27 protein-coding genes, 1 tRNA gene and 3 pseudogenes are annotated in these 24,149 nt (G+C 66.0%); 10 read left to right on the top strand and 21 right to left on the bottom strand.

Translation table 11 applies throughout. The features are described 5' to 3' along the window. Positions 1 to 152 precede the first annotated feature (152 nt). Complete coding sequence (locus M529_RS33840; RefSeq protein ID WP_021317668.1) at positions 153 to 455, bottom strand: terminase small subunit; 303 nt, start codon at positions 453 to 455, stop codon at positions 153 to 155. A gap of 89 nt (positions 456 to 544) precedes the next feature. Beyond that, positions 545 to 895 (bottom strand): hypothetical protein, encoded by a 351-nt coding sequence (locus M529_RS33835; RefSeq protein WP_021317667.1) that lies wholly within the window; start codon positions 893 to 895, stop codon positions 545 to 547. Positions 896 to 1,035: 140 nt separating this feature from the next. Here M529_RS33835 and M529_RS33830 point away from each other — a divergent pair, with 140 nt between their 5' ends. Next, positions 1,036 to 1,728 carry a L,D-transpeptidase family protein gene (locus M529_RS33830; RefSeq protein WP_021317666.1) on the top strand — a complete coding sequence of 231 codons (693 nt, stop codon included), beginning with the start codon at positions 1,036 to 1,038 and terminating at the stop codon, positions 1,726 to 1,728. 183 nt (positions 1,729 to 1,911) lie between these two features. Here the strand turns inward: M529_RS33830 and M529_RS33825 are convergent, their stop codons facing one another. From M529_RS33825 to M529_RS33805, 5 genes are all read right to left on the bottom strand, one after another. After that, on the bottom strand, positions 1,912 to 2,520 hold the full coding sequence (locus M529_RS33825) for a F0F1 ATP synthase subunit B family protein (RefSeq protein ID WP_021317665.1): 609 nt from the start codon (positions 2,518 to 2,520) through the stop codon (positions 1,912 to 1,914). After that, positions 2,513 to 3,007, bottom strand: a complete 495-nt coding sequence (locus tag M529_RS33820; RefSeq protein WP_021317664.1) for a F0F1 ATP synthase subunit B family protein — start codon at positions 3,005 to 3,007, stop codon at positions 2,513 to 2,515. The genes M529_RS33825 and M529_RS33820 overlap by 8 nt, the downstream gene beginning before the upstream one ends. A gap of 83 nt (positions 3,008 to 3,090) precedes the next feature. After that, a complete protein-coding gene (locus M529_RS33815) occupies positions 3,091 to 3,318 on the bottom strand; it encodes a F0F1 ATP synthase subunit C (protein WP_006961951.1) in 228 nt (75 codons plus the stop codon). Between the two features lie 52 nt (positions 3,319 to 3,370). After that, positions 3,371 to 4,156, bottom strand: coding sequence for a F0F1 ATP synthase subunit A (locus M529_RS33810; RefSeq protein ID WP_021317663.1), 786 nt, complete (start codon positions 4,154 to 4,156; stop codon positions 3,371 to 3,373). Between the two features lie 48 nt (positions 4,157 to 4,204). After that, entirely contained in the window at positions 4,205 to 4,528 is a 324-nt protein-coding gene (locus M529_RS33805; protein ID WP_021317662.1) for an AtpZ/AtpI family protein, read from the bottom strand. Positions 4,529 to 4,719: 191 nt separating this feature from the next. Here M529_RS33805 and M529_RS33800 point away from each other — a divergent pair, with 191 nt between their 5' ends. Further along, positions 4,720 to 5,043: a metalloregulator ArsR/SmtB family transcription factor gene (locus tag M529_RS33800; protein ID WP_021317661.1), complete on the top strand. Its 324-nt coding sequence runs from the start codon at positions 4,720 to 4,722 to the stop codon at positions 5,041 to 5,043. 48 nt (positions 5,044 to 5,091) lie between these two features. On the opposite strand, the gene M529_RS33795 is transcribed toward M529_RS33800, so the two are convergent. The 3 genes from M529_RS33795 to M529_RS33785 are packed head-to-tail and all read right to left on the bottom strand — an operon-like array spanning position 5,092 to position 8,893. Next, on the bottom strand, positions 5,092 to 5,493 hold the full coding sequence (locus M529_RS33795) for a YdbL family protein (RefSeq protein WP_021317660.1): 402 nt from the start codon (positions 5,491 to 5,493) through the stop codon (positions 5,092 to 5,094). Continuing rightward, entirely contained in the window at positions 5,490 to 5,678 is a 189-nt protein-coding gene (locus tag M529_RS33790) for a YnbE family lipoprotein (RefSeq protein WP_031294891.1), read from the bottom strand. The genes M529_RS33795 and M529_RS33790 overlap by 4 nt, the downstream gene beginning before the upstream one ends. Then, complete coding sequence (locus M529_RS33785) at positions 5,675 to 8,893, bottom strand: intermembrane phospholipid transport protein YdbH family protein (RefSeq protein WP_021317658.1); 3,219 nt, start codon at positions 8,891 to 8,893, stop codon at positions 5,675 to 5,677. The genes M529_RS33790 and M529_RS33785 overlap by 4 nt, the downstream gene beginning before the upstream one ends. 131 nt (positions 8,894 to 9,024) lie before the next feature. Here M529_RS33785 and radC point away from each other — a divergent pair, with 131 nt between their 5' ends. After that, on the top strand, positions 9,025 to 9,720 hold the full coding sequence (gene radC, locus M529_RS33780; RefSeq protein WP_021317657.1) for a RadC family protein: 696 nt from the start codon (positions 9,025 to 9,027) through the stop codon (positions 9,718 to 9,720). Positions 9,721 to 9,855: 135 nt separating this feature from the next. Here radC and M529_RS33775 read toward each other — a convergent pair whose 3' ends face one another. Beyond that, entirely contained in the window at positions 9,856 to 11,193 is a 1,338-nt protein-coding gene (locus M529_RS33775; RefSeq protein ID WP_021317656.1) for a DEAD/DEAH box helicase, read from the bottom strand. 123 nt (positions 11,194 to 11,316) lie between these two features. Beyond that, positions 11,317 to 11,751, bottom strand: a complete 435-nt coding sequence (locus M529_RS33770; RefSeq protein ID WP_021317655.1) for a hypothetical protein — start codon at positions 11,749 to 11,751, stop codon at positions 11,317 to 11,319. Between the two features lie 77 nt (positions 11,752 to 11,828). On the opposite strand from M529_RS33770, the gene M529_RS33765 reads away from it, so the two are divergent. From M529_RS33765 to M529_RS33745, 5 genes are all read left to right on the top strand, one after another. Continuing rightward, on the top strand, positions 11,829 to 13,268 hold the full coding sequence (locus M529_RS33765) for an FAD-binding oxidoreductase (RefSeq protein ID WP_031294890.1): 1,440 nt from the start codon (positions 11,829 to 11,831) through the stop codon (positions 13,266 to 13,268). Positions 13,269 to 13,394: 126 nt separating this feature from the next. After that, positions 13,395 to 14,183, top strand: coding sequence for a SapC family protein (locus M529_RS33760; protein ID WP_021317653.1), 789 nt, complete (start codon positions 13,395 to 13,397; stop codon positions 14,181 to 14,183). 288 nt (positions 14,184 to 14,471) lie between these two features. Next, positions 14,472 to 14,546: transfer RNA gene (locus tag M529_RS33755), tRNA-Glu, on the top strand. A 385-nt stretch (positions 14,547 to 14,931) separates the two neighbouring features. Then, positions 14,932 to 15,180, top strand: coding sequence for a phage integrase N-terminal SAM-like domain-containing protein (locus tag M529_RS50275; protein WP_236617672.1), 249 nt, complete (start codon positions 14,932 to 14,934; stop codon positions 15,178 to 15,180). A gap of 257 nt (positions 15,181 to 15,437) precedes the next feature. Continuing rightward, positions 15,438 to 16,609 (top strand): IS3 family transposase gene (locus tag M529_RS33745; protein WP_152522521.1). Its coding sequence is split into 2 segments (ribosomal slippage): positions 15,438 to 15,690 and positions 15,690 to 16,609, totalling 1,173 coding nucleotides; the frame shifts between segments, so codons are not numbered across the junction. A 35-nt stretch (positions 16,610 to 16,644) separates the two neighbouring features. Here the strand turns inward: M529_RS33745 and M529_RS50270 are convergent. Beyond that, a pseudogene (locus M529_RS50270) lies at positions 16,645 to 16,763 on the bottom strand (transposase); the annotation flags it as partial. A gap of 602 nt (positions 16,764 to 17,365) precedes the next feature. Here M529_RS50270 and M529_RS49225 point away from each other — a divergent pair. Beyond that, positions 17,366 to 17,452, top strand: a pseudogene (locus tag M529_RS49225) (IS5/IS1182 family transposase); the annotation flags it as partial. Between the two features lie 518 nt (positions 17,453 to 17,970). On the opposite strand, the gene M529_RS0124540 reads toward M529_RS49225, so the two are convergent. The 4 genes and pseudogenes from M529_RS0124540 to M529_RS33735 form a co-directional block, all read right to left on the bottom strand. Then, the gene (locus tag M529_RS0124540; protein WP_161626337.1) at positions 17,971 to 18,339 is read right to left on the bottom strand and encodes a hypothetical protein; all 369 of its coding nucleotides are present in this window, start codon (positions 18,337 to 18,339) and stop codon (positions 17,971 to 17,973) included. 8 nt (positions 18,340 to 18,347) lie between these two features. Next, positions 18,348 to 18,517: pseudogene (locus M529_RS50265) on the bottom strand (LysR family transcriptional regulator); the annotation flags it as partial. Between the two features lie 97 nt (positions 18,518 to 18,614). Next, the gene (locus M529_RS33740) at positions 18,615 to 19,352 is read right to left on the bottom strand and encodes a Bax inhibitor-1/YccA family protein (RefSeq protein ID WP_021317649.1); all 738 of its coding nucleotides are present in this window, start codon (positions 19,350 to 19,352) and stop codon (positions 18,615 to 18,617) included. Between the two features lie 100 nt (positions 19,353 to 19,452). Further along, positions 19,453 to 21,408, bottom strand: a complete 1,956-nt coding sequence (locus M529_RS33735; RefSeq protein WP_021317648.1) for a glycoside hydrolase family 127 protein — start codon at positions 21,406 to 21,408, stop codon at positions 19,453 to 19,455. Positions 21,409 to 21,614: 206 nt separating this feature from the next. On the opposite strand from M529_RS33735, the gene thpR reads away from it, so the two are divergent. Then, on the top strand, positions 21,615 to 22,154 hold the full coding sequence (gene thpR / locus M529_RS33730) for an RNA 2',3'-cyclic phosphodiesterase (protein ID WP_021317647.1): 540 nt from the start codon (positions 21,615 to 21,617) through the stop codon (positions 22,152 to 22,154). A 137-nt stretch (positions 22,155 to 22,291) separates the two neighbouring features. Here thpR and M529_RS33725 read toward each other — a convergent pair whose 3' ends face one another. From M529_RS33725 to M529_RS33710, 4 genes are all read right to left on the bottom strand, one after another. Beyond that, positions 22,292 to 22,840: a superoxide dismutase family protein gene (locus tag M529_RS33725; RefSeq protein ID WP_021317646.1), complete on the bottom strand. Its 549-nt coding sequence runs from the start codon at positions 22,838 to 22,840 to the stop codon at positions 22,292 to 22,294. Between the two features lie 91 nt (positions 22,841 to 22,931). After that, on the bottom strand, positions 22,932 to 23,363 hold the full coding sequence (locus M529_RS33720; RefSeq protein WP_021317645.1) for an NIPSNAP family protein: 432 nt from the start codon (positions 23,361 to 23,363) through the stop codon (positions 22,932 to 22,934). Beyond that, positions 23,360 to 23,905, bottom strand: a complete 546-nt coding sequence (locus tag M529_RS33715; protein WP_021317644.1) for a glutathione peroxidase — start codon at positions 23,903 to 23,905, stop codon at positions 23,360 to 23,362. Before M529_RS33715 ends, M529_RS33720 begins: the two co-directional genes overlap by 4 nt. Before the next feature lie 38 nt (positions 23,906 to 23,943). Further along, positions 23,944 to 24,149 (bottom strand): VIT1/CCC1 transporter family protein (locus M529_RS33710; protein WP_021317643.1); only part of this gene is annotated, 206 nt, incomplete at its 5' end.

Raw genomic sequence — 24,149 nt, 5'->3', positions numbered from 1 at the left:
GACGCGACAGCAGCGAAGTTCACACCGTTGTCGGCCTCCGGGCGGTGGAAAAGGGCCAATAGTCACGCCAAAGCTACAGCGAAGCCACACCGACGCGCCACAAAAGTCACAGCGACGCGACACCGACGCGACAGTGATGCGCCACATAGGCCTCACCCACGCGCCTGTTGCGCGGCGGGCCTGGCGGGGTCGGCGGCGAAGGGATCGGCGAGAGTCTGGGCATGAAGCGCCAGCGCGCGATCCCATGTCCGGTCGAACGGCGTGCCCGCCAGACGCCGGCGGAGGCGATGCGCGCTGGACCGCGACATGCCCGCGGCATGGGCCGAGTGCGAGACATTGCCGGTGGCGAGCAGGGCCGCGAGGAAGAGGCGCTGCTTGTCGGCGGTCCAGTGGGCGCGGCTGGTTGGGACTTGCGCCGAGGGCGCAGGCGAGGTGGGGATGGGCTGCTGTTCCATCCACAAGGATAGATCAGAGGAAATCCTATTTTGGAAGGGGAATTCAGGCGGAGGCCTTGGTTCGTCCGGAGGATCACCACCGGCGAAGATCAATCGGGGCGATACCAGTAGATCCCTTCACCCGCGGGTTCATACCGGCCCCTTGGCTCCGGCGATGAGCTATCATCAAAGGGGATGAAATATCCCCAACCACCGTCAAAATAAGGCGACATCAGGATATCGACGCCATCCGCGGAAATGCTGACGCTTTCCGGCCTCAGGCTTGCAATACCCGGAGGCCAACGGGTCTTGGGCAATGAGGTCCAGGACTGCAGGCGCGGCCCTTCCAAAGCCAGGGCTTCTGCATGGATATCCCGAAGCATCTGCCGGTCTCGGGTCGGGCCGGCGCACCCTGCGATCAGCATCAGCATCATGAAAGCGAGTTTACCGGACTTGGGCATGGCGGCCTCTCCATTGGCGGAGAATGCCGATGTTGATCCATGTGCGCAATCGAGCGCCGGCTTTCCTTCCCTCGCGCGCTCCATAATCCCCTAACCTTTTCGCGCTAGGATCGCGCGGTTGCTTTCGGCAAGGATGGATCATGGCAAAATTTCTGGCATCGCTGGCGCGGCTGGCCGGCCCCAAGCTGGCGGTTGGGGGTGCGCTGGGTGGTGCTGCACTGCTGGTCAGCGCTTATCTGGACGGGGGGCGGGACCTGGAGGCGCAGGGGCAGGAGGTGCCGGCGAAGGAGACCGTCGCGCCGGCCGCATCCCCTTCCCCCAAGCCGGCCGAGCGCCGTCGCGACCAGCCGGTCGCCGTCGATCCGGACGCGCTGGTGGTGCGGCGGGTGCTGCCGATCAACGGGCCTTTCCGCCATGGCGACTATGTCTGGAACGAGCAGGGCGCGCCGGCGACAGGTCGGATCATCGTGACCGTGGACCTGAAGGCGCAGACGCTGTCGGTGTTCCGCGCGGGCTATGAGATCGGGTCGGCGGTCATCCTCTACGGCGCCGACGACAAGCCGAGTCCGCTGGGCGCCTTCCCGATCACGGAGAAGGACGCCGACCATGTTTCCAACCTCTACGACGCGCCGATGCCCTATATGCTGCGGCTGACCAGCGACGGGGTCGCGATCCATGGCAGCAACGTGCAATGGGGCTATGCCACCCATGGCTGCATCGGCGTGCCGACGCCCTTTGCAAAAAAGCTGTTCGGGGTGGCGAAGCTGGGCGACCTGGTGGTGATCACCAACGGCCGGATGCTGGATACCACCCATGCCGAGGCGGAGAGCTGAGCGGGACCGGTTTGGAACCTTCCAGCAAAGCCGCGGTCCTGAAGGTAGAGCCCAGCACTGATGGGCGCGGCCTGCACCCTGGTCTCCTGCTTTCGCAGGAGCACGGCTTCCCATGGAAGGTAGAAACGAAAAGGGCCGGCGCGCGATGGCGCGCCGGCCCTTTTCGGTTTTCAGGAGAACGGGTCAGGCGACCGGGCCGAGCCCCTTGATCGCCTGATCGACGAGCGCCTTGTCGGCATTGGCGTCATGGCCCTGCGCGATCAGCGTGGCCGCAGCGCTGGTGGCAGCACTCACCGCCTTCGCGCGGATTTCCGCGATGGCGGCACGCTCGGCAGCGCCGATCTTGTCCTCCGCCATCTTGCGGCGGCGGACGACCAGGGCCTCCGCATTGACCTTGGCGTCGGCGATCAGCGTTTCCGCCTCATGCTCGGCGGACTGGCGCATCGCCTCCGCCTCGCCGGCCGCGGCGGCCAGCTTCGCTTCATATTCGGCCTTCAGCGCCTCGGCCTCGGCACGCAGCTTCGTGGCTTCCTCAAGCTGCGCCTTGATCTGGGCGATGCGGCCGTCGAGCGCCTTGCCGATGAGCCCCGGCACGCCCTTGACCAGCAGGATGATGATGAACACACCCATGGCCAGGCTGACCCAGGCGGTCGCGTCCATGCCGACGGCCTTGGGATCGGTATGCGGCGTCACGCCTTCATGCGCGACGGTGCCCACCGGTTCCAGCCCTTCGGAATGGATCGCTTCGTTCAGATTGGGCGCTTCCGCCTGATGTACCGCTGCCTCAGCCATGGGCCAGTGCTGCCTTTACTGCATTGCGGGCCGCTTCGTCCGACGCTTCCACGCCGGCGATGCGGGCCACCATGTCGCGCGCCGCATCGACGGCGACGGTTTCGATCTGCGCCATCGCGGCATTGCTCGCCGCCGCGATGCGGGCTTCCGCCGCACCGATGACTTGAGCGATGTCCGCATCGGCGGCAGCGAGCCGCGTCTCGGAGGCCTTGGCGGCATCCGCCTTGGCCCTGGCGATCAGCGCCTGCGCGGCGGAACGGTTCTGGGCATCGCGGGTGCGATAGTCCGCCTCGGCTTCGTCGGCGCGGGCGAAAGCCGCCTTGGCCGCGTCCAGATCGCCGCTGATCTTCGCGTCGCGCGCGTCCGCCGTGCCCTGCACCTTGGGCACCATGCCAAGGCCGATGACGAAGAAGACGAAGCCGAACGTCAGCAGCAGCCAGAAAATCTGGCTGGAATAGGTATCGGCGATTTGCGCGATTTGAGGCATTTCAGGTCCGTCCGATCAGGGGGCCGGTCATTTCACGGGACCGGGCGAAGCGGCCGCAGCCGCCCGCCCGCGTCCAAGCGGCGTCAGGCCACGAACACCAGGATCATGGCGATGACGAACGCCAGCAGACCCAGAAGCTCGGCCGCGGCGAAACCGATGAACAGGCGGCCCTGCTGGCCGTCGGCGGCACCCGGGTTGCGCAGCGCGCCTTCCAGGAACGCGCTGAAGACATTGCCCACACCGAGGGCGGCGATGCCCGCACCGATCGCGGCCAGGCCAGCACCGAGCAGCTTTGCGGCTTCTGCGTCCATGTCGTAAACTCCTTTTCTAAACTCTTTTAAGCGTTGAACAAATTTCGGAAAATCAGTGCAGGTTCTCGGCATCGTTGATGTACACCGAAGTCAGCAGCGCGAACACATAGGCCTGGATGACCGCGACCAGCACTTCCAGCGCGCTGATGCCGATCATCAGGACGAAGCTGGCGAAGCCGACGGTCAGGCCGAGCGCCGGGCTGGCATTCGCGCTGTTGATGACGAAGCCCGCCAGCACCTTCAGCAGCACGTGGCCGGCGGTCATCGCGACGAACAGTCGCAGGCCGAGGCTGAACGGGCGCACCATGAAGGAGACGAGTTCGATGAAGAAGAGCGGCACCACCATCAGCGCGGGCGTGCCGTGCGGCACGAACAGCGAGAAGAAGTGCAGGCCATGCTTCCAGAAGCCGACGATCAGCACGATCGAGAAGCTCATGATCGCGAGCACGCCGGTCGCCGTGAAATGGCTGGTGAAGGTGAAGGGGTGCATGCCGATCAGGCCCAGCGGCAACAGGCCGAGCAGGTTCGCCAGCAGGATGAACATGAACAGCGAGAAGACGTAGGGAATATATTTCCGGCCGCCCTCGCCCACATTGGAGATCAGCAGGTTCTTGATGAAGCCGGTCATATATTCGACCGCCATCTGCCAGCGGCCGGGGACCAGTTCCCGCTTCATGCCGCCGACAACGAAGATCCACAGCACCAGCGCAGCGGCGACCATGTAAAGCGCGCTGTTGGTGAAGGCGATGTTGAAGCCGCCGATCGACAGATGATCCGTACCGAACAGCGGTTCGATCGCAAACTGGTGCATCGGATCGATTTTGCCGGATTCTGCCACTGTAACCCCTGCCGTCCCGTTAGCCTTCGGACTAGGACGATGCGATCCCTATCGGTCGGAGCGCTTCGTCGTCGTCAATCTGATGATGTTCCTGAACGCCGCCACGATCCCGAGACCGAGGAACACGAGCAGGAGCCATGGGGATGTGCCGAACAGCCGGTCCAGGACCCAGCCGATCAACGCACCGCCGACAAGACCGCCGATCAGTTCCGCAAGAACCCTGTTGCCGAGGCGCGACCCATCGTCCGCCTGCTGCTCCCTGGCCCCCTGCCTGACCTTTTCGGCATGTTCGGCCCGTGCGATGCGCTCCTCAAGGGAAGCGATCCGCGCGTCCTCATCTGCCGGGTCCTGTCCGGGTTCCTCCGCCGCCATCTGTCATCCTCCTCCGGGTAATAACCCGATGGAAGGCGGCATGGCGCTTGCGGCTGCACCCGTCAAGGCGCGGCCCGTTTAGGTAGGCATTTCGGGATAGTCAACCACAGAGAACACAGGAAAATCGGGCATGTGCGCGGGCGGTGGCCCAAGCCTTGCAAAACCGTATTTTCCTATTTAGCTAAATATCTATGCAAAAACTCTTCAAGGCGCTGGCGTCGGAGCCACGACGGCGCATCCTGAGCTACCTCGCCGCGGAGCCGCTGACCGTGGGGGAGATCGCCGACAATTTCGAGATGACCCTGCCCTCCATCTCGCGCCATCTGGCGCTGCTGAAGGAGGCGGGGCTGGTGCGCGAACAGAAGCGCGGGCAGTATGTGCTCTATTCGCTGGCGAAGGAGAGGCTTGCCGACCAGCTCTATGAATTTCTGGCGCCCTTCTGCCCGGACGCGCAGAGGATCACCGACGAACGCGGCCGAAAGGGCGGGCGTTCGAAGGCAAGGGCGCTGAACTAGCAATGCGCATCGGGCAGGCGACGGGGCCGAGGCCCCGCAGCCCTGCGTTCAACCCGCGGTCGAGCAATAGGATGGCAGCGCGATCGGGCCGTCGCCCTTGGTCTGCCATGGACCGGAGCCGATGCGATAGACCTGGCCCGTCTTCACCCGGCTGGCCAGCGTCTGGCAGCCGATCGAGGCGGCGACATCCTGCACGGTGACGCCGCGCTTGCCCGCCAGGTCGGTATAGGCGGCGCGCCGCTTGATGTTGATCGATTCCACCTCGGAACGCACGTCGGGCCCCACCGTGCCGGCGATGCCGAGATAGCCGTCGGCCTGCTCACCCACGGTGCCGGCAGCCATTGCCGCCGTCACCGCGCCCGACTGCGCGCGAGCGGGCATGGTCACCAGCCCGCCTGCCGCCAGAGCGACCGCGCCCCCCAGGGCGATCATCAGGAACTTGCGTGTCATTGCGGGAACAACTCCGGGTTATTCTGGATGAGGTCCTGCGCGTCGCGTTGCAGCTTCACGACGACCTCCTGCTGCACCTTCACATTCAGGTTGATCTCGATCGGCTTGTCGGGGGCCTTCACCTGGATGCATCCCCCCAGTGCCAAACCGGCGAAACCCGCCGTCATGATCGCTCTTGTGTTCATCTTGGCTCCCTGTCTCGCATAGTCTCGCTTTCCGCAGGCTGAACTGCAACCCCCTGACGCATTCTATCCTGCGCCTGCTTGCCGATTTCCGTCTGAACGAGGTCGCTCGGATTGATGAAGGACTGCGCGGTGCCGAGCAGCCCGCGGAAGGGCGCGGAGATGCGGACGTTGAAGATGAAGGGCAGGCCGACGAAATTGCGCGCGATCCCGCCGGGCGCATCGCCCAGCTTGCCGCGATTGACGCCGTTGAAGACGACGTTCGTCACCATTTCCCCGTCCAGCGCGCCGTCCATCAGGATGGTGAGGCATTTATACTGGAGATCCTTGAGCGCGTCGAAGGCCATCTTGCCCATCATGCCGATCTGTTCGTTGGAGACCGGGCCGACATAGGACAGCGTGCCCGACTGGAGTGCGGGATCGCAGGGGATGGTGGGCAGCACGCCTTCCGGCATGATCAGCGGCGGCATCCCCTGCTGCCGGGCGACCAGCACGCCGCCGGAGACGCGCCCGCCCTGCGCGTTGAAGATCAGCGGCATGATACCGTCAAAGGTGCCGGTGGCGGAGACATTGTCCAGTTCCATCGCCTGGACGAAGGCTCCCGCATCGACCCCGATCACGCGGAAGGTGAGGTAGCGGTCGACATCGGCGCCAAAGTCCATGGTGGTGGGCAGCAGCACCAACTGCCCGCCGGAGAAGGGCCAGCCGCCGCCTTCCACACGCACCTTCTGATTGGCTTCCAGGCGGTAGCGGACCAGCCCGTCATGAACCTCGACACCGGGATTCACCGAGCGGATGCGGATTTCCTGCCCCGGCGCGCTGACCATGCCGAGCAGGTCGGTGAAGCGGATCTCCCCCGACAGTCCGTCGGCCGGACCGAAGGCGGCGGCGAGGCTGGTGTTGTCGGTGCGGAAGACGCCGTCGCTGGTGACGTCGGAGCCGGTCCAACGGATATGTCCCTCGCCGGTGACGGTTCCCCTGACATTCTCGATCACGCCGCGGGTAAGGAGGGTCAGCGCGTCGGGCTGGAGGCCCGGGCCGAACGTCAGCCCAGGAACGGCGAGATCGGCGCGGCCGCGCGCGCTGCCAAGGTCGTGGGCGATATCCGCGCGCGCGACCAGCGCATCCTTGCCAGGCACGCGGAGCGTTCCCGTCGCGGCGATGCGGCCGTCCTTCATGGTCAGTGCGAAATCGGGCACGCGGAGCGGATTGAAGCGGCTCGGCGCCTGCGCGTCCCGCACCGTCATCGCCGCCTTGAAGCCGAGCGCGCCATCAGCGAATCGCCAGTCGCCGGTGGCATCCCCCACGACCAGCGGCACCGTGCCGATCACGCCGCCCGCCCCCGCTACGGTCCCGCCCAGGCCCCGCGGGGACATCCTGCCGTCCAGCGTGGCGGCGGTCAGGCGAACCGGCGCGTCCTCCGGGCCGATGGCCAGAACCATGTTGGACAGGGTGAAGCCCCCCTGCCCCAGCGATGCCCGTGCCGTGTCGGCACTGAGGCGCATCGGGCTGTCGCCATTGCGGCCCGCGAGAGCCAGCCCGCGAATTTCCGCCCCGCCGCGCACGCCGCCGGGGCCGGTCGCGAACAGCGCCTCGCCCGGCAGCGGGCAGAGCGTCTGGCGTGTCTGGCCCAACGCGAAGGTGCCATAGCGCGCTTCGGCGAGCGTGACGGGCACGCAGCGCCGGTTGACCGCGATCGCGCCATTGGCGGCGATCTGTCCTTCGACCGGTACGCTGAGGCCGCGCAGCACGCCGTCGGGCAGCGGGCCATCCAGCCGAAGCGCGGTCGAGAAGCGGGTGGCGCCGTTCTGCTCGGCGGAGAAGCGCACGGGCTCCAGCGCAAGGCGGGCGTCGCCCGCGGCATAGGGATCGACGAACAGCTGCCCGCCAAGACCGCCGCCGGCCCGGCGAGCGAGGCGCAGCGCCGCCCTCGGCAGCCCGCCGCCTTCGGTCGTGATCGCGCCGTCGAGCGCCCAGTCCACCGCACCGGCCTTGCCGGGCCAGGAGAGGCTCAGCTGGCCATCCGGCGCGACACGAACGCGAGCCCCGCTTTGCGCGGCAAGCTGCGTGCCGGAGAGGACGAGGCTGCCGCCCGCCCCCTTCTGCGCGAAGGCGACATCGGACTGGAGCGCATTGCCGTCGCCCGCGCGGCGCAGCGCGATGGAGAGACGTTCGGCCAAAGGCGCGATGGGCGTGCCCACCGTCGATTGCCGCATCGCCGCCAGCGGATCGCGACCGGTGAGCCGGACATTCTGCGCCGAAAGACGGCCCTGAAGCGAGGCGTCGCTGCCGGCGAAGCGCCATGCACCGCTGAAATCGGCCCGCTCCGCAAGGCCGCCGAAGCCCGCCAGCGCCTGCGCGCCGACCTTGATCCGTCCGCTGGTACCCTGCGCCGTCCCGTCGAAGGTGACCCTGCCGTCGGGCCGGGCCATGACCAGGCCGTTGGACCGCAGCGCGTCGCCGGTCAGCCGCACCGTACCGGTCCAGCGATCCAGCGCCTTGCCCAGGCGAAGGTCGACCTGCGCCACCGGCCGGGCGATCGCGGTGGCGGCGCTCCGGCAGCCGAAGGCGCCGCCGCGCACCGGGCCGGTGAAACGTGGCGCGCCGCCGCTCATGGCGATGTCGAGCCAGGCCGTGGCGTCCGTCATGCCGCAGCCCGCCAGCCGCGCGCGCGGCATCACTGCGGCGAGCTTGCCGCGAAAACCCGAATTCAGATTGCCGCTGCCGTCGATGCGCATGCCGACGGGGCCGGCGTCGGTGTCCAGCCGCAGCCGGGCATCGCGCAGCGACAGGAGAATGTCAGGCAGGCTGAAAGGTGCAGTGGATTCAGGATCGCGGAACTTGTCGATCTCGCCGAGGCGCAGGACACCCTCGCGCATCGAGGCGCGCATCCGCACACCGCCGGCGCGTACCGCCGCGACCTGCGGCGTCAGGCCGGCAAAGGCGATGTCCACCTCCACCCATTGCGCCGTCAGGTCGGGATCGGCCGGGTCGCCGAGCACGATATTCTCGATCCGCTGGGTGCGCAGGCCGATTTCGCTGAGTTCGTAATTCGCCTGAACGCCGCGCCGGTTGAGCTCCCGGCCGATAAAATTCTCCGCGATCGGCGCGCGCTGGGTCCAGAGCGCCACGAGGACGAGCGCTAGCGAGCCCGTGCCGACGCCGAGCCAGCGGACCCATCCACGGCGAATCGCCTTTTCGCCGTCTTCTTCTTCCATCCCTTGCGCCAACCCCGGCTCTTCCCGCGTCACTTTCCGTAACGCCTGCACAACGTCCGTCCCGCCCTAAATATCCTTGCCCCGCGATTCCGCAACGCATAGCGTCAAAACGAACCGGGGGAGCGGCAGGCTTGGCAGAAGGCGTTGGAAAGGCGAGCCACGACGGCGCGGGCCATCGCGCGCGCCTGCGCCAGAAGCTCGCGATCAGCGGCGGGGAGGCTTTGCACGACCATGAGCTGATCGAATATCTGCTGGCGCTCGCCATCCCGCGTCGCGACACCAAGCCGCTCGCCAAGGCGCTGCTGCGCGAGTTCGGCGGCATTGGCGGGCTGGTTACTGCGGAGTGGGACGCGATCGGCCGGGTACCCGGCATGGGCGACACCAGCATCGCGGCGATCAAGATCGTACAGGCGACGATGCTGCGGATGCTGCGGAACACCGTGGCGGAACGGCCGGTGCTGGGAAGCTGGCAGGCGCTGCTCGACTATCTGCGCGTCGACATGGCGTGGCTCGGCATCGAGCGCGTGCGGGTGCTCCATCTCAACAGCCGCAACATGCTGATCCGCGACGAGACGATGAGCGAGGGATCGGTCGACGAAGCGGCGATCTACACGCGGGAGGTCATCCGCCGGGCGATGGACCTGGGATCGGCGGCGTTGATCCTGGTCCATAACCATCCCAGCGGATCGGTCGATCCCAGCCGGCAGGACATCGACATCACCCGCCAGATCGCCGAGGCCGGCAAGCGGCTGGGCATCACCGTACACGACCATGTCATCATCGGCGCGCAGGGGCACAGCAGCATGCGGGCGCTGGGGCTGCTGTAGGATCGCCGACGGTTCGCCTTTGGCCCAGCCCGCGCGAGCGAAAGTGGGATCCCGGCTTTCGCCGGGATGACGGAGGCAGGCTTCGACCGTCCGGCTCCTCGACAAGGTAGCAGCCGGCCCGCCCGAGCGCCCTGCTCAGGAAAAGCCGACCGAGAGGAATTCCGGCACCGGGCCGTTCCAGCCATCGTCGGGGCCATCGTCCTGGGGTTCATGGCGACGCGGGCGCGGCGCGGGCGCGGCGGAACGCGGCGGGGTAGCGCGCGGCTCCGGACGGTCCTCGCGGCGCTTTTCCTCGCGACGATCCTTCTTCGGCTTCTCGGGCCGGGGGCGCTCTTCGCGCGGCTCCTCCGGCGCGGCGGCGGGTGCCCCGATCACCTCGATGGTCTGGCCGATCAGCTTCTGGATATTGTCGATCGCCTCCGCATCCTCGGCGGTGACGAAGGTATAGGCGACACCCTTCGCCCCCGCGCGACCGGTGCGGCCGATGCGGTGGACATAGTCGTCCGGATGCCAGGGCGCGTCGAAATTGAAGACGTGGCTGACGCCCTTGATGTCCAGTCCGCGCGCGGCGACGTCGGATGCGACCAGGATGTTGACCGTGCCCTCGCGGAAACGCTCCAGTTCCGCGATGCGCGAGGACTGGTCGATATCGCCATGGATCTCGCCCGAACGATAGCCGTAGCGTTGCAGGCTCTTGTTCAGTTCGCGGACGGTGGTCTTGCGGTTGCAGAAGATGACAGCGCTGGTGACATCCTCCGCATCCAGCATCGCGCGCAGCGCATCGCGCTTCTTGCGCGAATCGACGCGCACCAGCCGCTGGGTGATGTTGGTGGAGGCGGTGGCGGGCCGCGCGACCTCGATCGACTTGGGATTGGAGAGGAAGCGGTCGGCCAGCTTCTTGATCGGCGCCGGCATCGTCGCGGAGAAGAGCAGCGTCTGCCGCTGCGACGGCAGCTTGGTGCAGATTTCCTCGATGTCGGGGATGAAGCCCATGTCGAGCATCCGGTCCGCCTCGTCGATCACCAGCATGCTGCAGCCGTTGAGCAGGATCTTGCCGCGCTGGAACAGATCCATCAGGCGGCCGGGGGTGGCGATCAGCACATCGACGCCCCTTTCCAGCGCCTTCACCTGATCGCCCATCTGCACGCCGCCGATCAGCAGCGCCATGGAGAGCTTGTGATATTTGCCGTATTTCTCGAAATTCTCGGCGACCTGGGCGGCAAGCTCGCGCGTCGGCTCCAGGATCAGGCTGCGCGGCATCAGCGCTCGGGCGCGGCCGTGGGCGAGGATGTCGATCATCGGCAGCACGAAGCTCGCCGTCTTGCCGGTGCCCGTCTGGGCGATGCCGATGATGTCCTTCATCATCAGCACGGGCGGGATCGCCTGCGCCTGAATGGGCGTGGGCGTGTCATATCCGGCCTCCGATACGGCCTTCAATAATTCGTCGGATAGGCCGAGATCGGCGAAATGCATTCAATTGTCCGGAACAGATGGGCTCTCGCACCATGCGGAAGCACAGCGGAAATCGGCCGCGACTTGCGGAAATATCGCCATCTTGTCAAGAAAATCGCGCACAAGCGCCCGATTTGGCACGGATCAATCGTCCGGCTCGGCCTCGACCAGGCGGCGGAAGCTGTCGATCTCGCAGCTGAAGCCGCTTCGTGCCTGCAACTCGTCCCTGCCCGAACAGAGCGACCCGTCCTCGTCCGGCTCGACATAGAAGCCCGAATAGAAGCCGGCCGAGTTGCATCCCCGTTCCAGCCGGGCGCGATAGCGATGGTTGTCGGCCAGGATCAGGTCGACGCCATTGTCCACGACGATGCTGGCGCCGCGAATCGAGCGTAGCGCCACGCAGCGCGGCCCCTTCTTCTCCTTCCACGCCTCCTGCGCCTCGGGCGCGATCCGGGTGGGCGCGCGCCCCTTGCGCGCCATCGGCACGCGGATGATGACCCGGCGCTGGATCGTCAGCTGCGCCCATTGCACCGGCTCGACGGCCGGCGTGGACAGCAGCAGCAGAATGGCATGAACCAAGCGGAACCCCTTTTGGGAATGGCACGCTATCGGCCGGTGGTTGAACCGTCGATGAATTCCGGGGCATAGCAGGTCCCATGATAGGACAGGATGTGATCGCCCGCTTCGTCGCGCTTCTGGGTCCCAAGGGCGTCGTCACCGATGCGGGCGACGTAGAGCCATGGACCCATGACTGGCGCGGACGCTATCATGGCGCAGCCGCAGCGATACTGGCACCCGCCTCCACGCAGGAGGTCGCCGATACGGTGCGGCTCGCCGCGGAACTGGGCATCCCGCTGGTTCCGCAGGGCGGCAACACCTCCATGGTGGGCGGTGCGACCCCGCCCGCGGACGGATCGGCGCTGATCCTCTCCCTGCGCCGCATGAACCGCATCCGTTCGCTCTCGCCGCAGGACAATCTGGCGGTATGCGAGGCCGGCGTGATCCTTTCCACGCTGCACGAGGCAGCGGAGAGCGCCGGGCGGCGCTTCCCGCTGAGCCTCGGCGCCAAGGGATCGGCGACGATCGGCGGGCTGGTGTCCACCAACGCCGGCGGGACGCAGGTGCTGCGCCACGGGACCATGAGGGCGCTGGTGGAAGGGATCGAAGCGGTGCTGCCCGACGGCAGCATCTTCGACGGCCTCGACGCGCTGAAGAAGGATAATCGCGGCTACGACATCCGCCAGCTGCTGATCGGGGCGGAAGGGACGCTGGGCGTCGTGACCGCCGCCGCGCTGCGCCTGGTCCCCGCGATCGCGGCGCGGGCGGTCGGCTGGGTCGGCGTCGCCACGCCCGCCGAAGCGCTGGCGCTGCTGCGCCTGGCCGAATCGCGACTGGGAGACAGCGTGGAAGGCTTCGAGGTGATCGCGGACGACAGCCTGGGCCATGTCCTCTCCCACATTCCCGGCACGCGCTGTCCGATCGGGACGCGCACGCCTTGGCATGTGCTGATCGAGGTCGATGATGCCGATTCCGGAGAGCCCGGTCCCGCCGAACGGCTGGAAGGCGCGCTGGCCGACGCACTGGAGCAGGGCATCGCGATCGATGCCGCCATCGCCGCCAGCGAGGCGCAGGCCGACGCCTTCTGGAGGCTGCGTGAATCGCTGTCGGAGGCCGAGCGGGCGCAGGGACCTGCGCTGCAATATGACATCAGCGTGCCGGTGGCGCGCATGCCGGCCTTCATGCTGGAGGCGGCGGCCGCAGCGGAACGGGCCTTTCCCGGCACCACGGCATCCTCCTTCGGCCATCTGGGCGATGGCAATGTCCATTTCCATGTCCGGGCACCAAGGGGCACGACCGACGGTCCTGCCTGGATCACCGCGCAGGGACCGGCGATCAACGCCTTCGTCCATGACGCCGTGGTCGCGGCGGGCGGCTCCATTTCGGCGGAGCACGGCATCGGCCAGATGAAGCGCGCCGAGCTCGGCCGGCTTGCCAGTCCGGCACGGCTTCATGCGCTGCGCGCGATCAAGGCGGCGATCGACCCGCAGGGCCTGTTCAACCCCGGCAAGTTGATCCCCGAGCCCGGCGAGGGCTGATCGCGCCCGGGACGCGTCGGGCGACAAAGCGATTGCCTACGGCTCCCGGGGGCTTTATCGCCCTGCGCCAATCGACACGCGGCGCTGCGCGACAGGCAGCGCCCTCAAACAGGACGGACTTCCACCATGGCCAGCGCGCCCGCCAACGCCCTTCCCGTGTTCTACAACGACCTGCTGCCGCTCAGCAGCCTGGACCATGCCGATTTCAAGGTGCGTCCCGCCGATACCGCGCCGTTCCTGACCAGCCAGCATGCCGTGCCGCTGACGGTGGACGAGTTCGCCGCGGCGCAGCGCTTCCTGCCGATCATCTTCTCGGCCGGCGACGATTCCGTGCCGCTGGCGCTGATGGGCCTGAACGAGGGTGTCAATGTCGTGCTCGACGAGCAGGGCAAGCTGCGCGGCCCCGCCTATGTGCCGGCCTATGTCCGCCGCTATCCCTGGCTGCTGGCGCGGCTGCGCCCCGACAGCGAAGAGCTGTCGCTGTGCTTCGACCCGACCAACGAGACCGTCGGCGCCTTCGAGGAAGGGCAGCCGCTGTTCGAGGACGGCAAGCCCACCGAGCTGGTCCAGGGCGTGCTGAAGTTCTGCGAGGATTTCGAGCAGGCCGCCGCCCGCACCGGCCAGTTCATGAAGGACCTGGCCGAGCTCGACCTGCTGATGGACGGAGAGGTCTCCATCCAGGTGCCCGGCAGCGAGCAGCCCTTCCTCTATCGCGGTTTCCGCATGGTGAACGAAGAGAAGCTGCGCGACCTGCGCGGTGACCAGCTGCGCAAGATCAACCAGAACGGCATGCTGCCCCTGATTTACGCCCATCTCTTTTCCCTGCAGCTGATGCGCGACATTTTCGACGCGCAGGTTGCGCAGGGCAAGGGCCCCGTCGCTCCCCCGCCGGCGGTTGCCGCCCTGCAGGGCTGAGCCGCGGCCGAAGTCGGTCTGCCGCAAATAATCGATAGGGTGCGCGCATCCCCTTGAAAGAAGGGAGCACCTCCCTTATCTTCCGAACATACGGCGCACCTGCCCCCCTTTCGGGTGTGTCGTATGGGCGCCTCCCCCCTTTGGAGGCGTCTCCTCCCTGAACCTTGGCCACCCCGTGCGAATCGCATGGGGTGGTTTTTTATTTGGCGAACAAGCGAATGGTTTCGCTTGACGGCCGCTCGAGCGCTTCGTAAAGGCCGCGCCTGCCCGCCGCTCATGCGGCAGCAAGGCCCCTTCGTCTAGCGGTCAGGACGCGGCCCTCTCACGGCTGAAACACGGGTTCGATTCCCGTAGGGGTCACCAGTCAAGCGGTTTATCGCGTTGGTTTTGCGTGATAAGTTCAAGAGTATGCAAATCCGCTACCACAGAGGTTCCCCCATTTTTCGCGGGTTCTCATGGTATGCTTCGGAACATAGGGACGAACTCCGTCCCTCTCTCCGGTAAGCCTTACTCCAAACTCCTGAGAGGCACCTATTTGTTGTCCATCAGTGGGGTATGACAAGGTCTGAGACTTGGACGAACCTGCGCGGGGGTGGCGTTTGGGCGAGATTGCGCCGTAATGGCGCGGTGTTGGGGGACGTGGAGTCGCGTTGAGATTGCGAGATCCCTTGAACGCAAAGGAACTCACCATGATACTACAATTCCCACTGCGCCAAACAGTGCGCCGCTCGAGCGGGTGTTGCAGGATATGAAGCTTCGGAGCTTAGGGGCGCATACTCAGCAGGACGACATTCGCCACGTCCGATCCTTCGTCGCTTTTCTTGGCCGTCTTCCCGATAAAACCGGCGCAGAAGACCTCCGGCAATATCAATTCGACCAGCATCGACGCGCCGTTGGGCCTGCAACAATCAACGCCACATTATCGGCTCTACGCTTCCTCTTCACTATGACGCTCAAGCGACTGGAGATTGCGCCGGGTCTTTCCGGTATACGGTGAACCCGGGCTTCGAGATGTCCTGAGCGTCCAAGAGGCCGCGCGCGCCAGGCATCAAGTACAAGGCCGCCTTCAACGTGCTTACGGCGCGGGCCTGCGCGTTTCAGAGGTCACCCACCCTAAGGTTGGAGACATTGACAGCGAGTGCATGTTCATCCGTGTCGGCATGGAGCAGCGTGTTGCGCATGAAGTGGCCGTGACGTGACCCCCTGATTTTCCTCCAAGTGTGATTAGAGTCCGGCCTGATAGAAGGACGGACGATGAAGCGTACAAGGTTCACGGAAGAGCAGATCATTGCGGTGCTGAAGGAGGCCGAGGCTGGCGCCAAGACCGGCGATCTGGCGAGGCGGCACGGTGTGTCTGAAGCGACGATCTATAACTGGAAGGCCAGGTATGGCGGCCTGGAGGTTTCCGAGGCGAAGCGGCTGCGGGCGCTCGAGGACGAGAACGCCAAGCTCAAGCGGCTCCTGGCCGAGGCGATGCTCGACAATGCTGGCCTGAAGGACCTTCTCGCAAAAAATTGGTGACGCCCGCTGCCAAGCGAGAGGCGGTCGCTCGTCTCCAGGCGGTCCTGGGGATGAGCGAGCGGCGGGCGTGCCGTGTCATCGGCGCTGACCGGAAGAGCATGCGTTACCGGTCGCAGCGGGATGATGATTCCGACCTTCGGTCGAAGCTGCGCGAGCTGGCGCAGCAGCGCCGCCGTTTCGGCTATCGCCGGCTGCACATCCTGCTGCGGCGGGAGGGCGTGGTGATCAACCGCAAGAAGACCCAGCGGCTCTACCGCGAGGAGAACCTGGCGGTCCGACGAAGACGCAACCGCCGCCGTGCCATCGGCGCGCGGGCGCCAGCGCCCGTGCTGGCGTTGCCCAACCAGCGCTGGAGCCTTGACTTCGTGCACGATCAGATGGCGTCGGGACGCCGGTTCCGGGTGCTCAACATCGTCGATGACGTGACCCGCGAGTGCCTGCGCGCGGTACCGGACACCTCGATCTCGGGGCGCAGGGTCGTGCGCGAGCTAACCGATCTTATCGCCGAGCGCGGCAAGCCAGGCATGATCGTCAGCGATAACGGCACCGAGCTGACGTCGAACGCGGTCCTGGCCTGGTGCGCGGAGATCGGCGTGGAGTGGCATTACATCGCCCCCGGCAAGCCGATGCAGAATGGCTACGTCGAGAGCTTCAACGGCCGCATGAGGGACGAACTGCTAAACGAGACGCTGTTCCTCAGCCTAGACCATGCCCGTGTGGTGATCGCCGCATGGGCGGAGGACTACAACCAGGAGCGCCCGCACTCAGCCCTTGGATACGAGACCCCAGCGGCCTTCGCCGCTGAACTGCATAAGCAATGGCCTGCTTCGCTACGCCCTACGGGCTCCGCTGCGCAGGCCATTGCTCAACCCGCGCTCATGCGCAACAAAGCCGCCGGGCTCTAATTGCTGCTGGTGGAAACCAAGGGGTCACGTCAGCCGCGGCAGCAGTGCCAAGTGGCCCCAACAGCTTGGACAACGCCGCCCTGACGCCTTCTTGAGCGTCGGAGATGACCAGCTTCACCCCGCACAGGCTCCGTCGAGTCAGCTTGCGCAGAAATGCCATGGGTGGCTCACAAGTCGGACAAACCGGTGGGCAGCCCGAACGAGCTGGGGCAAAAATAGGAAAACTGCTGAATTCAGCAGCAATTCATCCTAGAAGAAGAACGATGCCTGACACGGGCCTGTGGAGGACAGCATGCGTGCTCTCATCGCAATATTATTACTTCTTAGCCCGTGTGCTGCCGCATACGCTCAAATCGCTCCTCGGTCACCGTCGGAACCCGAAAGAATACCCGGCGCCATTGTCGATGTAGATGTTCGATCTGGGCAGCAAGATGCTGGGCGCGAACTCCGTGAAACCCGCGACCGCATTAAAAGCGGCAGGAAAAGTGGTGATCTCTCGAACGAGGAGGCCCGCGCCTTGCGCAGGGAAGTGGATCAAATAGGCACGTTGGCAGAACGCTATGGCCGAGACGGACTTTCCGAGTCCGAGCGTCGCGAGCTGGATATGCGCTCTAGGGCGTTGGGTAGCTTGACTGATGCGCGGCGTGCGCAGGGGCGCACAAGGAGACCTTAATCCAGCAAGCGCTTCGCACCTAGGGTCAGGACCCATTGATGTGAGAGGCGCGATCTGATTCAGGCTCCGCAAGGAGACTGAATGTGAGCGACCTGTACTGGCTGACCGATGAGCAGATGGCGCGGCTCGAGCCGTATTTCCCGAAGAGTCATGGCAGGCCGCGTGTTGACGCAGGAAGTGACGCGCGCATGGCGGGTTAGGCGGCGCTTCGGTAACAGCTTCTTCCATTGAACATAGGTGGCGATTCCGCTGCCTTTGGTGCTGCGTCGCAGGAGCCCGGCAATGAAGTCGGTCGTGGCGTGAGCAAACACGCGAAGGCTTATGACGTGCTCCCCGAGTGTGACCGATTTTGAATAGAGTCCGACTCCTTCATGACCTGCCCCCCGATCCTGGACCAACTGACCGGAACCGGTCCAGCGCCCCGAGTTTCTCCAGCGGATCGCCCGCCCCCGACAGCGCCGCATACCGCTCGTCCAGATCGATAAAGCCACGCTGCACAGACACATACGCCTCGATCGCTCAAAACAATGGAATCACATTCACGCCATCACCACCAGCGGTAAATCAGAGTGTCCAGGTGGGGATGGCGCCAGAGTAGTCCTAGACTCGCAGCATCATGGCGACAGATGGCAACTTACACGCTCAAATCCCAGGCTCAAATACGGGCGTGGCAGCCGCAACCGGATGCTCAACTGTTGTAAAATCCAGCTTCCTGTCGAAGAATTTCTGCCAATGCATGCGGACGCGTATGCATGACTTGGTGCCCAGCATCGATGCGTATCAACCGAGACGCGTGAAATCGCTTGGCGCTCAGTTCCTGCCAAGCCGGTGAGACAGCTTGGTCGGCTAGGCAGAGAACGTACGTGCCCGTGCATTCCGTCAGATGATCATATCGCCAATCGCTTACCGTCAATGCATCCGGCGGCCAGTGATCTTGGCCCAGCTTGGCGACAAAAGCGTCGGCTTGCGCCGGGGCCATATCGTTGCAGAACATGAGCCGGCTGGCAGCCTCGAACGACATGCTGTCCTCCAGGAAAGCCTTGACGCCGGCCGGCACGCATCCCAACCGAACAGAAAGCCGATCGAGCGGCGGAGGGTGAAACCTGCGAGCCGAGGGCGTACTACCCATCCTGAGCATAGGATTGGGGCATCACCGTCAGCCCCAGCCCTGCAGCAACCATCTGCAACACCCGTTCGTCGTTGGTGGCGCGTAGCGCGAATGGCGGACCTCGGCCGCCACCACCGGAAGCAGCCCGGCAGAGTTCGTCTCAAGCAAAAAGGCCCGGCGGAACGCTCCGCCGGGCCTTCGCCATTCTCGCACCGACGACCTGATCAGTCGCGGTTGCCGCCCATGAAGCGCAGCAGGAACAGGAACATGTTGATGAAATCGAGATAGAGGTTCAGCGCCCCCATTACCACCGACTTGCCCATCATGTCCGTTCCGGCGACATAGGCGTAGATGCTCTTGATCTTCTGCGTGTCATAGGCGGTCAGGCCCGCGAACAGCAGCACGCCGACGAAGCTGATGACCAGGTTCATCGTGCTCGACTGGAAGAACAGGTTGATCAGGCTGGCGACCAGCAGGCCGACCACGCCCATGATCAGGAAGGTGCCGAAGCCCGACAGGTCCTTCTTCGTCGTATAGCCCCAGAGGCTGAGGCCAGCGAAAGCCGCCGCCGTCGCGAAGAAGGTCTGCGCGATCGACGTCTGGGTATAGACCAGGAAGATCGACGAGAGCGACAGGCCCATCACCGCCGCATAGGCCCAGTAAAGCGCCTGCGCCGCGACGGTCGACAGCCGCTGGATGCCGAAGCTCAGCACCATGACGAACACCAGCGGCGCGAACATGATGACATATTTCAGGATGCCGGGGCCGGCGAGCACCTGATAGGCGAACCCGCTCGACGCGAACAGCATGGCGACCACGCCGGTCAGCAGCACGCCGCTCGCCATATAGTTATAGACCGACAGCATGTAGGAACGCAGGCCGGCATCGAACGCCTCCCCGCGCGAGGCGGCGACGCCGCCGAAGCCCGCAATGCCGGGACGAGGATCGGACCAGTTGGCCATGTTCAAATCTCCTTCACCGGCACGATGACGCCGGTACTTCCTATTATCGGCTCTTCGGTCCGCCGTTTCAAGCGAAACGCGCCACGCCGGCAATCGGTCCTCAGGCCGTGGCCGGCTTCAACGGCCAATAGGTCGCATAGCGTTCGTGCGCGATGCGGTAATAGGGGATCAGTCGCACGGGCTGCTGCTCCGCCGACGCGATCGTGAACTCCAGCGGCTTGCCCGTCGGCCGGATCGACCGGGCCAGCGTCTCGCCGTCGCCCGCCAGCGTGGGCGCGGCGAAGGGCGCATCGTTGTAGCTGCCATATTTGCGCTCGTTCACGACGATGTCGGCGCCGGGCGACAACCCCTCGCGCCCCAGCGCCCCGGCCAGCACCAGCGGACCATAGGTGAAGGCGACGATCCCGGGCGCGGCGGGCGCATACTCGGCGGCGGGCTCCATGGCCAGGCGCAGTTCCACCGTGTCCCCATTCTGCCAGAGGCGGGCGATCTCGATATAGCTTCCCGCGTCGACCGACTGCGTGACTTCGGTGCCATTCACCAGCACGCTCGCCGTCCGGCTCCAGCCCGGATGGCGCAGCTTCAGCACCATCTCGGTCGGCCGCTTCAGCGTCCAGCGCAGGCTGGTGGACGGCGCCTCCGGGAAGCTGGTGGCCTGCGTCAGCACCGCGTCCTTCGCCGCCCAGCGCACCGTGGACGGGATGAACAGGTTGACGACGATGGCGCGGTCGTCGTGGAAATAGATGGAATCGCGATATTTGACGTGATTTTCCATGCCGGTGCCGGTGCAGCACCAGAAGCTATCCTCGGGCGTGTGGTACAGCTTCATATAGCCGGGCCGCGCCCCCTGGAAATAGGTCGCCATGCCGCTGTCGGGGTCCTGCGAGGCGAGGATGCCGTTATAGAGCGTGCGCTCATAATAATCGGCATAATGCGCCTGCGGGTTCTGCAGGAACAGCGCGCGGGTCAGCCGCAGCATATTGTGCTGGCAGCAGGTCTCCGATCCCTTGGCCGAAAGGACATGCTTGTCGAACTCGGCCATCGGGAAGAAATGCTCATTGTCGCCATGGCCCCCGGTCGCGAACGACCGGGTCAGCGCGACGGTCTTCCAGAAGAAGGCGGCGGCGCTGCCATAGGCGGCGTCGCCGGTCGCCTCATAAACCCGCTCGAACCCGACGATCTTGGGGATCTGCGTGTTCGCGTGCAGCCCGTCGAGATGATCGCGCTCCTTGGCGAGCGGGGTCAGGATCGCCTTGTGCGAAAAGCGCTTGGCCAGCGCCAGATAGTCGGGGTTGCCGGTCATGAAATACAGGTCGGCCATGACCTCGTTCATGCCGCCATGCTCGGTGTCGAGCATCGTTTCGAACTGCGCGTCGGACAGCGGCCCCGTCGCGACCACGGCCCAGTCGGCCAGGCGCACCAGCACCTCGCGCGACAGTTCGCTGTCGGCCAGCAGCGCACCGTCGCGCAGGCCGGCATAGACCTTGTGCAGCGTGTACCAGGGGACGCCCGTGATCTTCTCGCCGCGCAGATGCGCCGCCACCAGCGCCGGTCCCTTGGGGAAGGCGCAGACCAGGCCCGTGCCCGACGCCTTCTGGCACTCGGCCAGCTCGGCGGCGATATAGTCGACCCGTTGCTTGAAGCGGCGATCGCGCGTCGATCGCCAGGCGAGCGCGCAGGCGGTCAGATAATGGCCCAGCGTGTGGCCGTGGCAGTTGATGTCCTCCCAGGTCGGCTCGGATTCCCAGCCGCCATAGACCGGTGCCTTGGGCTTCAGGCCGGCATTCACCCGGAAATTGTGCAGCATCCGGTCGGGCTGCAGCTTCAGCAGATAGGCCTCGGTCATCCGCTGCGCATGAAGGAACGGGCTCTCGCCCAGGTCGACGTCCGCCAGATCGAACGGCCGGAGCGCCGCCGATGTCGCCGGCTTGGGCGCCTCGGCCGCCATTGCCGGGTTCAGGACCACCGGTGCGGCGCCCGCGGCAAGCGCCGCCGTTCCCGCCGAAGCCAGGAAATTCCGTCGGGACTGGCCGGCACAGCAAGCGTCGGTTTTCATGCTCTCTCCATCATCCTGCGCCCGGCACGCGATGCCCTGGCCGGAGCAGGCAATCCTGACGTGCGGCATCGCTTCGTTCAAATGTCGGAGTAATAGGAGGAGGAAGGAACCGCAAGCGAACATTCGCCCCCGCCGGCGAAAGGGCCGATCCCACCGCCTGCCCTTCACCCTTCCCCCGGCGCGCCCTTTGCGCCTATGCAGGGCCCATGCACCGCCTGTTCGCTGCCATTCGTCCGCCCGCCGACATCCGCGCCCGCCTGCTCTTGCTGATGGGCGGCGTGCCCGGCGCGCGCTGGCAGGAGGACGACCAGCTTCACCTGACGCTGCGCTTCATCGGAGAGGTCGACCGTCACCGCGCGAACGACATCGCGGACGGGCTTGCCGCCGTCCGCTTCGCGCCCTTCACCATCGCGCTGCGGGGCGTCGGCACCTTCGATCGCCGGGGAATGGTGGATACGATCTGGGCCGGGGTGGAGCCGCACGATCCCCTCGCCCATCTCCATCGGAAGATCGACCGGGCCTGCGTGCAGGCCGGCCTTCCCGCCGAAAGCCGCGCCTTCCTGCCGCACATCACCCTCGCCCGGCTCAGCCGTCCGGCGCCGGGAATCGACGTGTTCCTCGCGCTACAAGCGGGCCTCTTCAGCCCGCCCTTCGTCGTGGAGGGCTTCACGCTGTTCGAAAGCACGCTCGGCCGGTCCGGGGCGCGCTACGCCCCGGTGGCCGACTACCCCGCCTCAGGCGGTTAGGGCCTGTTCCGCTCGGATGGAATCGTTCCCCGGCGAAGACCGGGGTCCAGTTCAGGGCGCGGGACCGGGCCCCGGCCTTCGCCGGGGAACTGCAGGATCAAGCCGCCTGAAACATGCTCCAGGCGCGCCAGGCGCTCTCAGCCCGCCGACAGCACGCCGCAGGCCACGCGCCCGCCGGCATTGCCCGCCGGGTCCGTCATATTGTCGTCGGCCTGGGCATGGATCACCACCGCCGCGCCGTCCGCGTCCAGCAGCGGGGTCGCGCCACTGCTGATCGTCCCGCCGGGGATCACATATTCCATCTCGCCCACGCCGTCCGATCCGGCCAGCATGTTGGGCATGTCGCCCATGTGCATGCCCTGCGGATTGTCCTTGCCATGCTTGTGATTGGTCGGGTTCCAGTGGCCGCCGGCGCTGGTGAAGTCGGGCGGCGTACAGGTTCCGGTGGTGTGGACGTGCACGGCGTGGATGCCGGGCGTCAGCCCCTGCGCCTTGACCAGCACGTGCAGCCCGTCGGCGGCCTCGGTGACGGTCGCCTCGCCCCGCGTCGATCCGTCGCCCGCCTTCAGCTGTGCACGGGCCACAGGCGCGGCTTCCTTCGACGCTGCGCCGCCCGCCGATGCGGTCGCGCAGGCGCTCGCGCCAAGGATGATGGGCAGGACGAGGGGGACGAAGGCGATTTTCATGATGCACTCCCGGATCGAGGAACCGCTGGGCGAACGCCGCAGGCCGCCTTTTGTTGCCTCTCCGGTCCGATTTGTCACCGCTCCCTTTTCGTCAGCGCGGAAAATCCAGCGGCGGCGAATAGTCGGTCATGCTCATGAAGATGCTGTCGATCTTCTCGGCCAGCCTGCCGTTCGCCTCCGACGCCTTCACCACCGCCTGCCATTCGGGATCGGCGCGGAAGGCATCCCACGCGGCGTCACGCGCCGCGCGGCTGGGATAGGCCAGGACATAGATCACCCGGCCCTCGGGGGCCTGCTCGCTCGGCGCCTCGTTCCAATAGGCGACATTGGTCATGCCGTGCTTCGCGAACAGCGCCAGCGTATGCTCGCGGAAGCGGGCGTTCAGCGCGTCCAGCTTGCCCGGCGCGGGATGATAGATGCGCAGTTCGTACAGCGCAGACCGGGCGTCGGGCACGGCCAGCGCCGCCGATCCGGGGACCGCGGCCAGCGCCGCGCCCGCCAGCATCGTCGGCGCCGCCTTCACTTCGCCAGCTCCGCCTCGATGGCCGCGACCAGCGCCGGGTCGTCGGGCGTGGTGGACGGCGCAAAGCGGGCGACGACCGCCCCGTCCCGCGCGATCAGGAACTTCTCGAAATTCCACAGCAGCTCGGGCGCCGGGTTGGGCGTCATGCCATAGCTGCTCAGCCGCTCGCGGAAGGACTCCACGTCCCCCTGCGCCTCGGGCACCGCACTGGTCAGCGCGGCATAGAGCGGATGCTTGTCCGGCCCGGTCACAACGATCTTCTCGAACATCGGGAAGTCGACCCCGAAATTGGTGGTGCAGAAGTCGGCGATATCCTCGTTGCTCCCCGGCTCCTGCGCGCCGAAGTCGTTCGCCGGAAACCCCGCGACGACCAGCCCCTTGTCGCGATATTCGCCGTAGAGATCCTCCAGCCCCTCATATTGGGGGGTGAGGCCGCATTTGGACGCCACATTGACCGCCAGCACGACCTTGCCGGCATAGTCGCCCAGGCTGGCATCCTTGCCGCCGATGGTCTTGAGGGGGATGGCCTGAATATCAGTCATCGCAGTCTCCTTGTTCTTATGTGCAGGACGCTTTGCCACTATATGGCGGCGCCGAACAGTCCCCCCGCGCCCGCCGTCACCGCCATCGCCAGCAGCCCCCAGAAGAAGGTGCGCAGCACCGACCGGGCCGGCTTCGCCCCGCCCAGGCGCGCGCCGACATAGCCCAGCAGCACGAGGCACAACAGCGACACGATCACCAGAGCGCCCCCCGCCCAGCCGGCCGGGCTCAGCGCGGCGGCCAGCA

Origin of the sequence: Sphingobium ummariense RL-3 (genome assembly GCF_000447205.1) — a bacterium.
Taxonomy (GTDB): domain Bacteria; phylum Pseudomonadota; class Alphaproteobacteria; order Sphingomonadales; family Sphingomonadaceae; genus Sphingobium; species Sphingobium ummariense.
This window is presented reverse-complemented; position numbering and strand designations above follow the sequence as displayed.

What these genes read in the sequence shown, in the direction of transcription:
- M529_RS33815 (WP_006961951.1), bottom strand. Translation starts at nt 3,318, where the DNA reads ATGGACGCAGAAGCCGCAAAGCTGCTCGGTGCTGGCCTGGCCGCGATC.
- M529_RS33715 (WP_021317644.1), bottom strand. Translation starts at nt 23,905, where the DNA reads ATGACTGATATTCAGGCCATCCCCCTCAAGACCATCGGCGGCAAGGAT.
- thpR (WP_021317647.1), top strand. Translation starts at nt 21,615, where the DNA reads ATGCACCGCCTGTTCGCTGCCATTCGTCCGCCCGCCGACATCCGCGCC.
- M529_RS33825 (WP_021317665.1), bottom strand. Translation starts at nt 2,520, where the DNA reads ATGGCTGAGGCAGCGGTACATCAGGCGGAAGCGCCCAATCTGAACGAA.
- M529_RS33795 (WP_021317660.1), bottom strand. Translation starts at nt 5,493, where the DNA reads ATGACACGCAAGTTCCTGATGATCGCCCTGGGGGGCGCGGTCGCTCTG.
- M529_RS33740 (WP_021317649.1), bottom strand. Translation starts at nt 19,352, where the DNA reads ATGGCCAACTGGTCCGATCCTCGTCCCGGCATTGCGGGCTTCGGCGGC.
- M529_RS33775 (WP_021317656.1), bottom strand. Translation starts at nt 11,193, where the DNA reads ATGCATTTCGCCGATCTCGGCCTATCCGACGAATTATTGAAGGCCGTA.
- M529_RS33840 (WP_021317668.1), bottom strand. Translation starts at nt 455, where the DNA reads ATGGAACAGCAGCCCATCCCCACCTCGCCTGCGCCCTCGGCGCAAGTC.
- M529_RS33785 (WP_021317658.1), bottom strand. Translation starts at nt 8,893, where the DNA reads ATGGAAGAAGAAGACGGCGAAAAGGCGATTCGCCGTGGATGGGTCCGC.
- M529_RS33735 (WP_021317648.1), bottom strand. Translation starts at nt 21,408, where the DNA reads ATGAAAACCGACGCTTGCTGTGCCGGCCAGTCCCGACGGAATTTCCTG.
- M529_RS33800 (WP_021317661.1), top strand. Translation starts at nt 4,720, where the DNA reads ATGCAAAAACTCTTCAAGGCGCTGGCGTCGGAGCCACGACGGCGCATC.
- M529_RS33820 (WP_021317664.1), bottom strand. Translation starts at nt 3,007, where the DNA reads ATGCCTCAAATCGCGCAAATCGCCGATACCTATTCCAGCCAGATTTTC.
- M529_RS33830 (WP_021317666.1), top strand. Translation starts at nt 1,036, where the DNA reads ATGGCAAAATTTCTGGCATCGCTGGCGCGGCTGGCCGGCCCCAAGCTG.
- M529_RS50275 (WP_236617672.1), top strand. Translation starts at nt 14,932, where the DNA reads ATGAAGCTTCGGAGCTTAGGGGCGCATACTCAGCAGGACGACATTCGC.
- M529_RS33790 (WP_031294891.1), bottom strand. Translation starts at nt 5,678, where the DNA reads ATGAACACAAGAGCGATCATGACGGCGGGTTTCGCCGGTTTGGCACTG.
- M529_RS33835 (WP_021317667.1), bottom strand. Translation starts at nt 895, where the DNA reads ATGCCCAAGTCCGGTAAACTCGCTTTCATGATGCTGATGCTGATCGCA.
- M529_RS33765 (WP_031294890.1), top strand. Translation starts at nt 11,829, where the DNA reads ATGATAGGACAGGATGTGATCGCCCGCTTCGTCGCGCTTCTGGGTCCC.
- M529_RS33725 (WP_021317646.1), bottom strand. Translation starts at nt 22,840, where the DNA reads ATGAAAATCGCCTTCGTCCCCCTCGTCCTGCCCATCATCCTTGGCGCG.
- M529_RS33760 (WP_021317653.1), top strand. Translation starts at nt 13,395, where the DNA reads ATGGCCAGCGCGCCCGCCAACGCCCTTCCCGTGTTCTACAACGACCTG.
- M529_RS33805 (WP_021317662.1), bottom strand. Translation starts at nt 4,528, where the DNA reads ATGGCGGCGGAGGAACCCGGACAGGACCCGGCAGATGAGGACGCGCGG.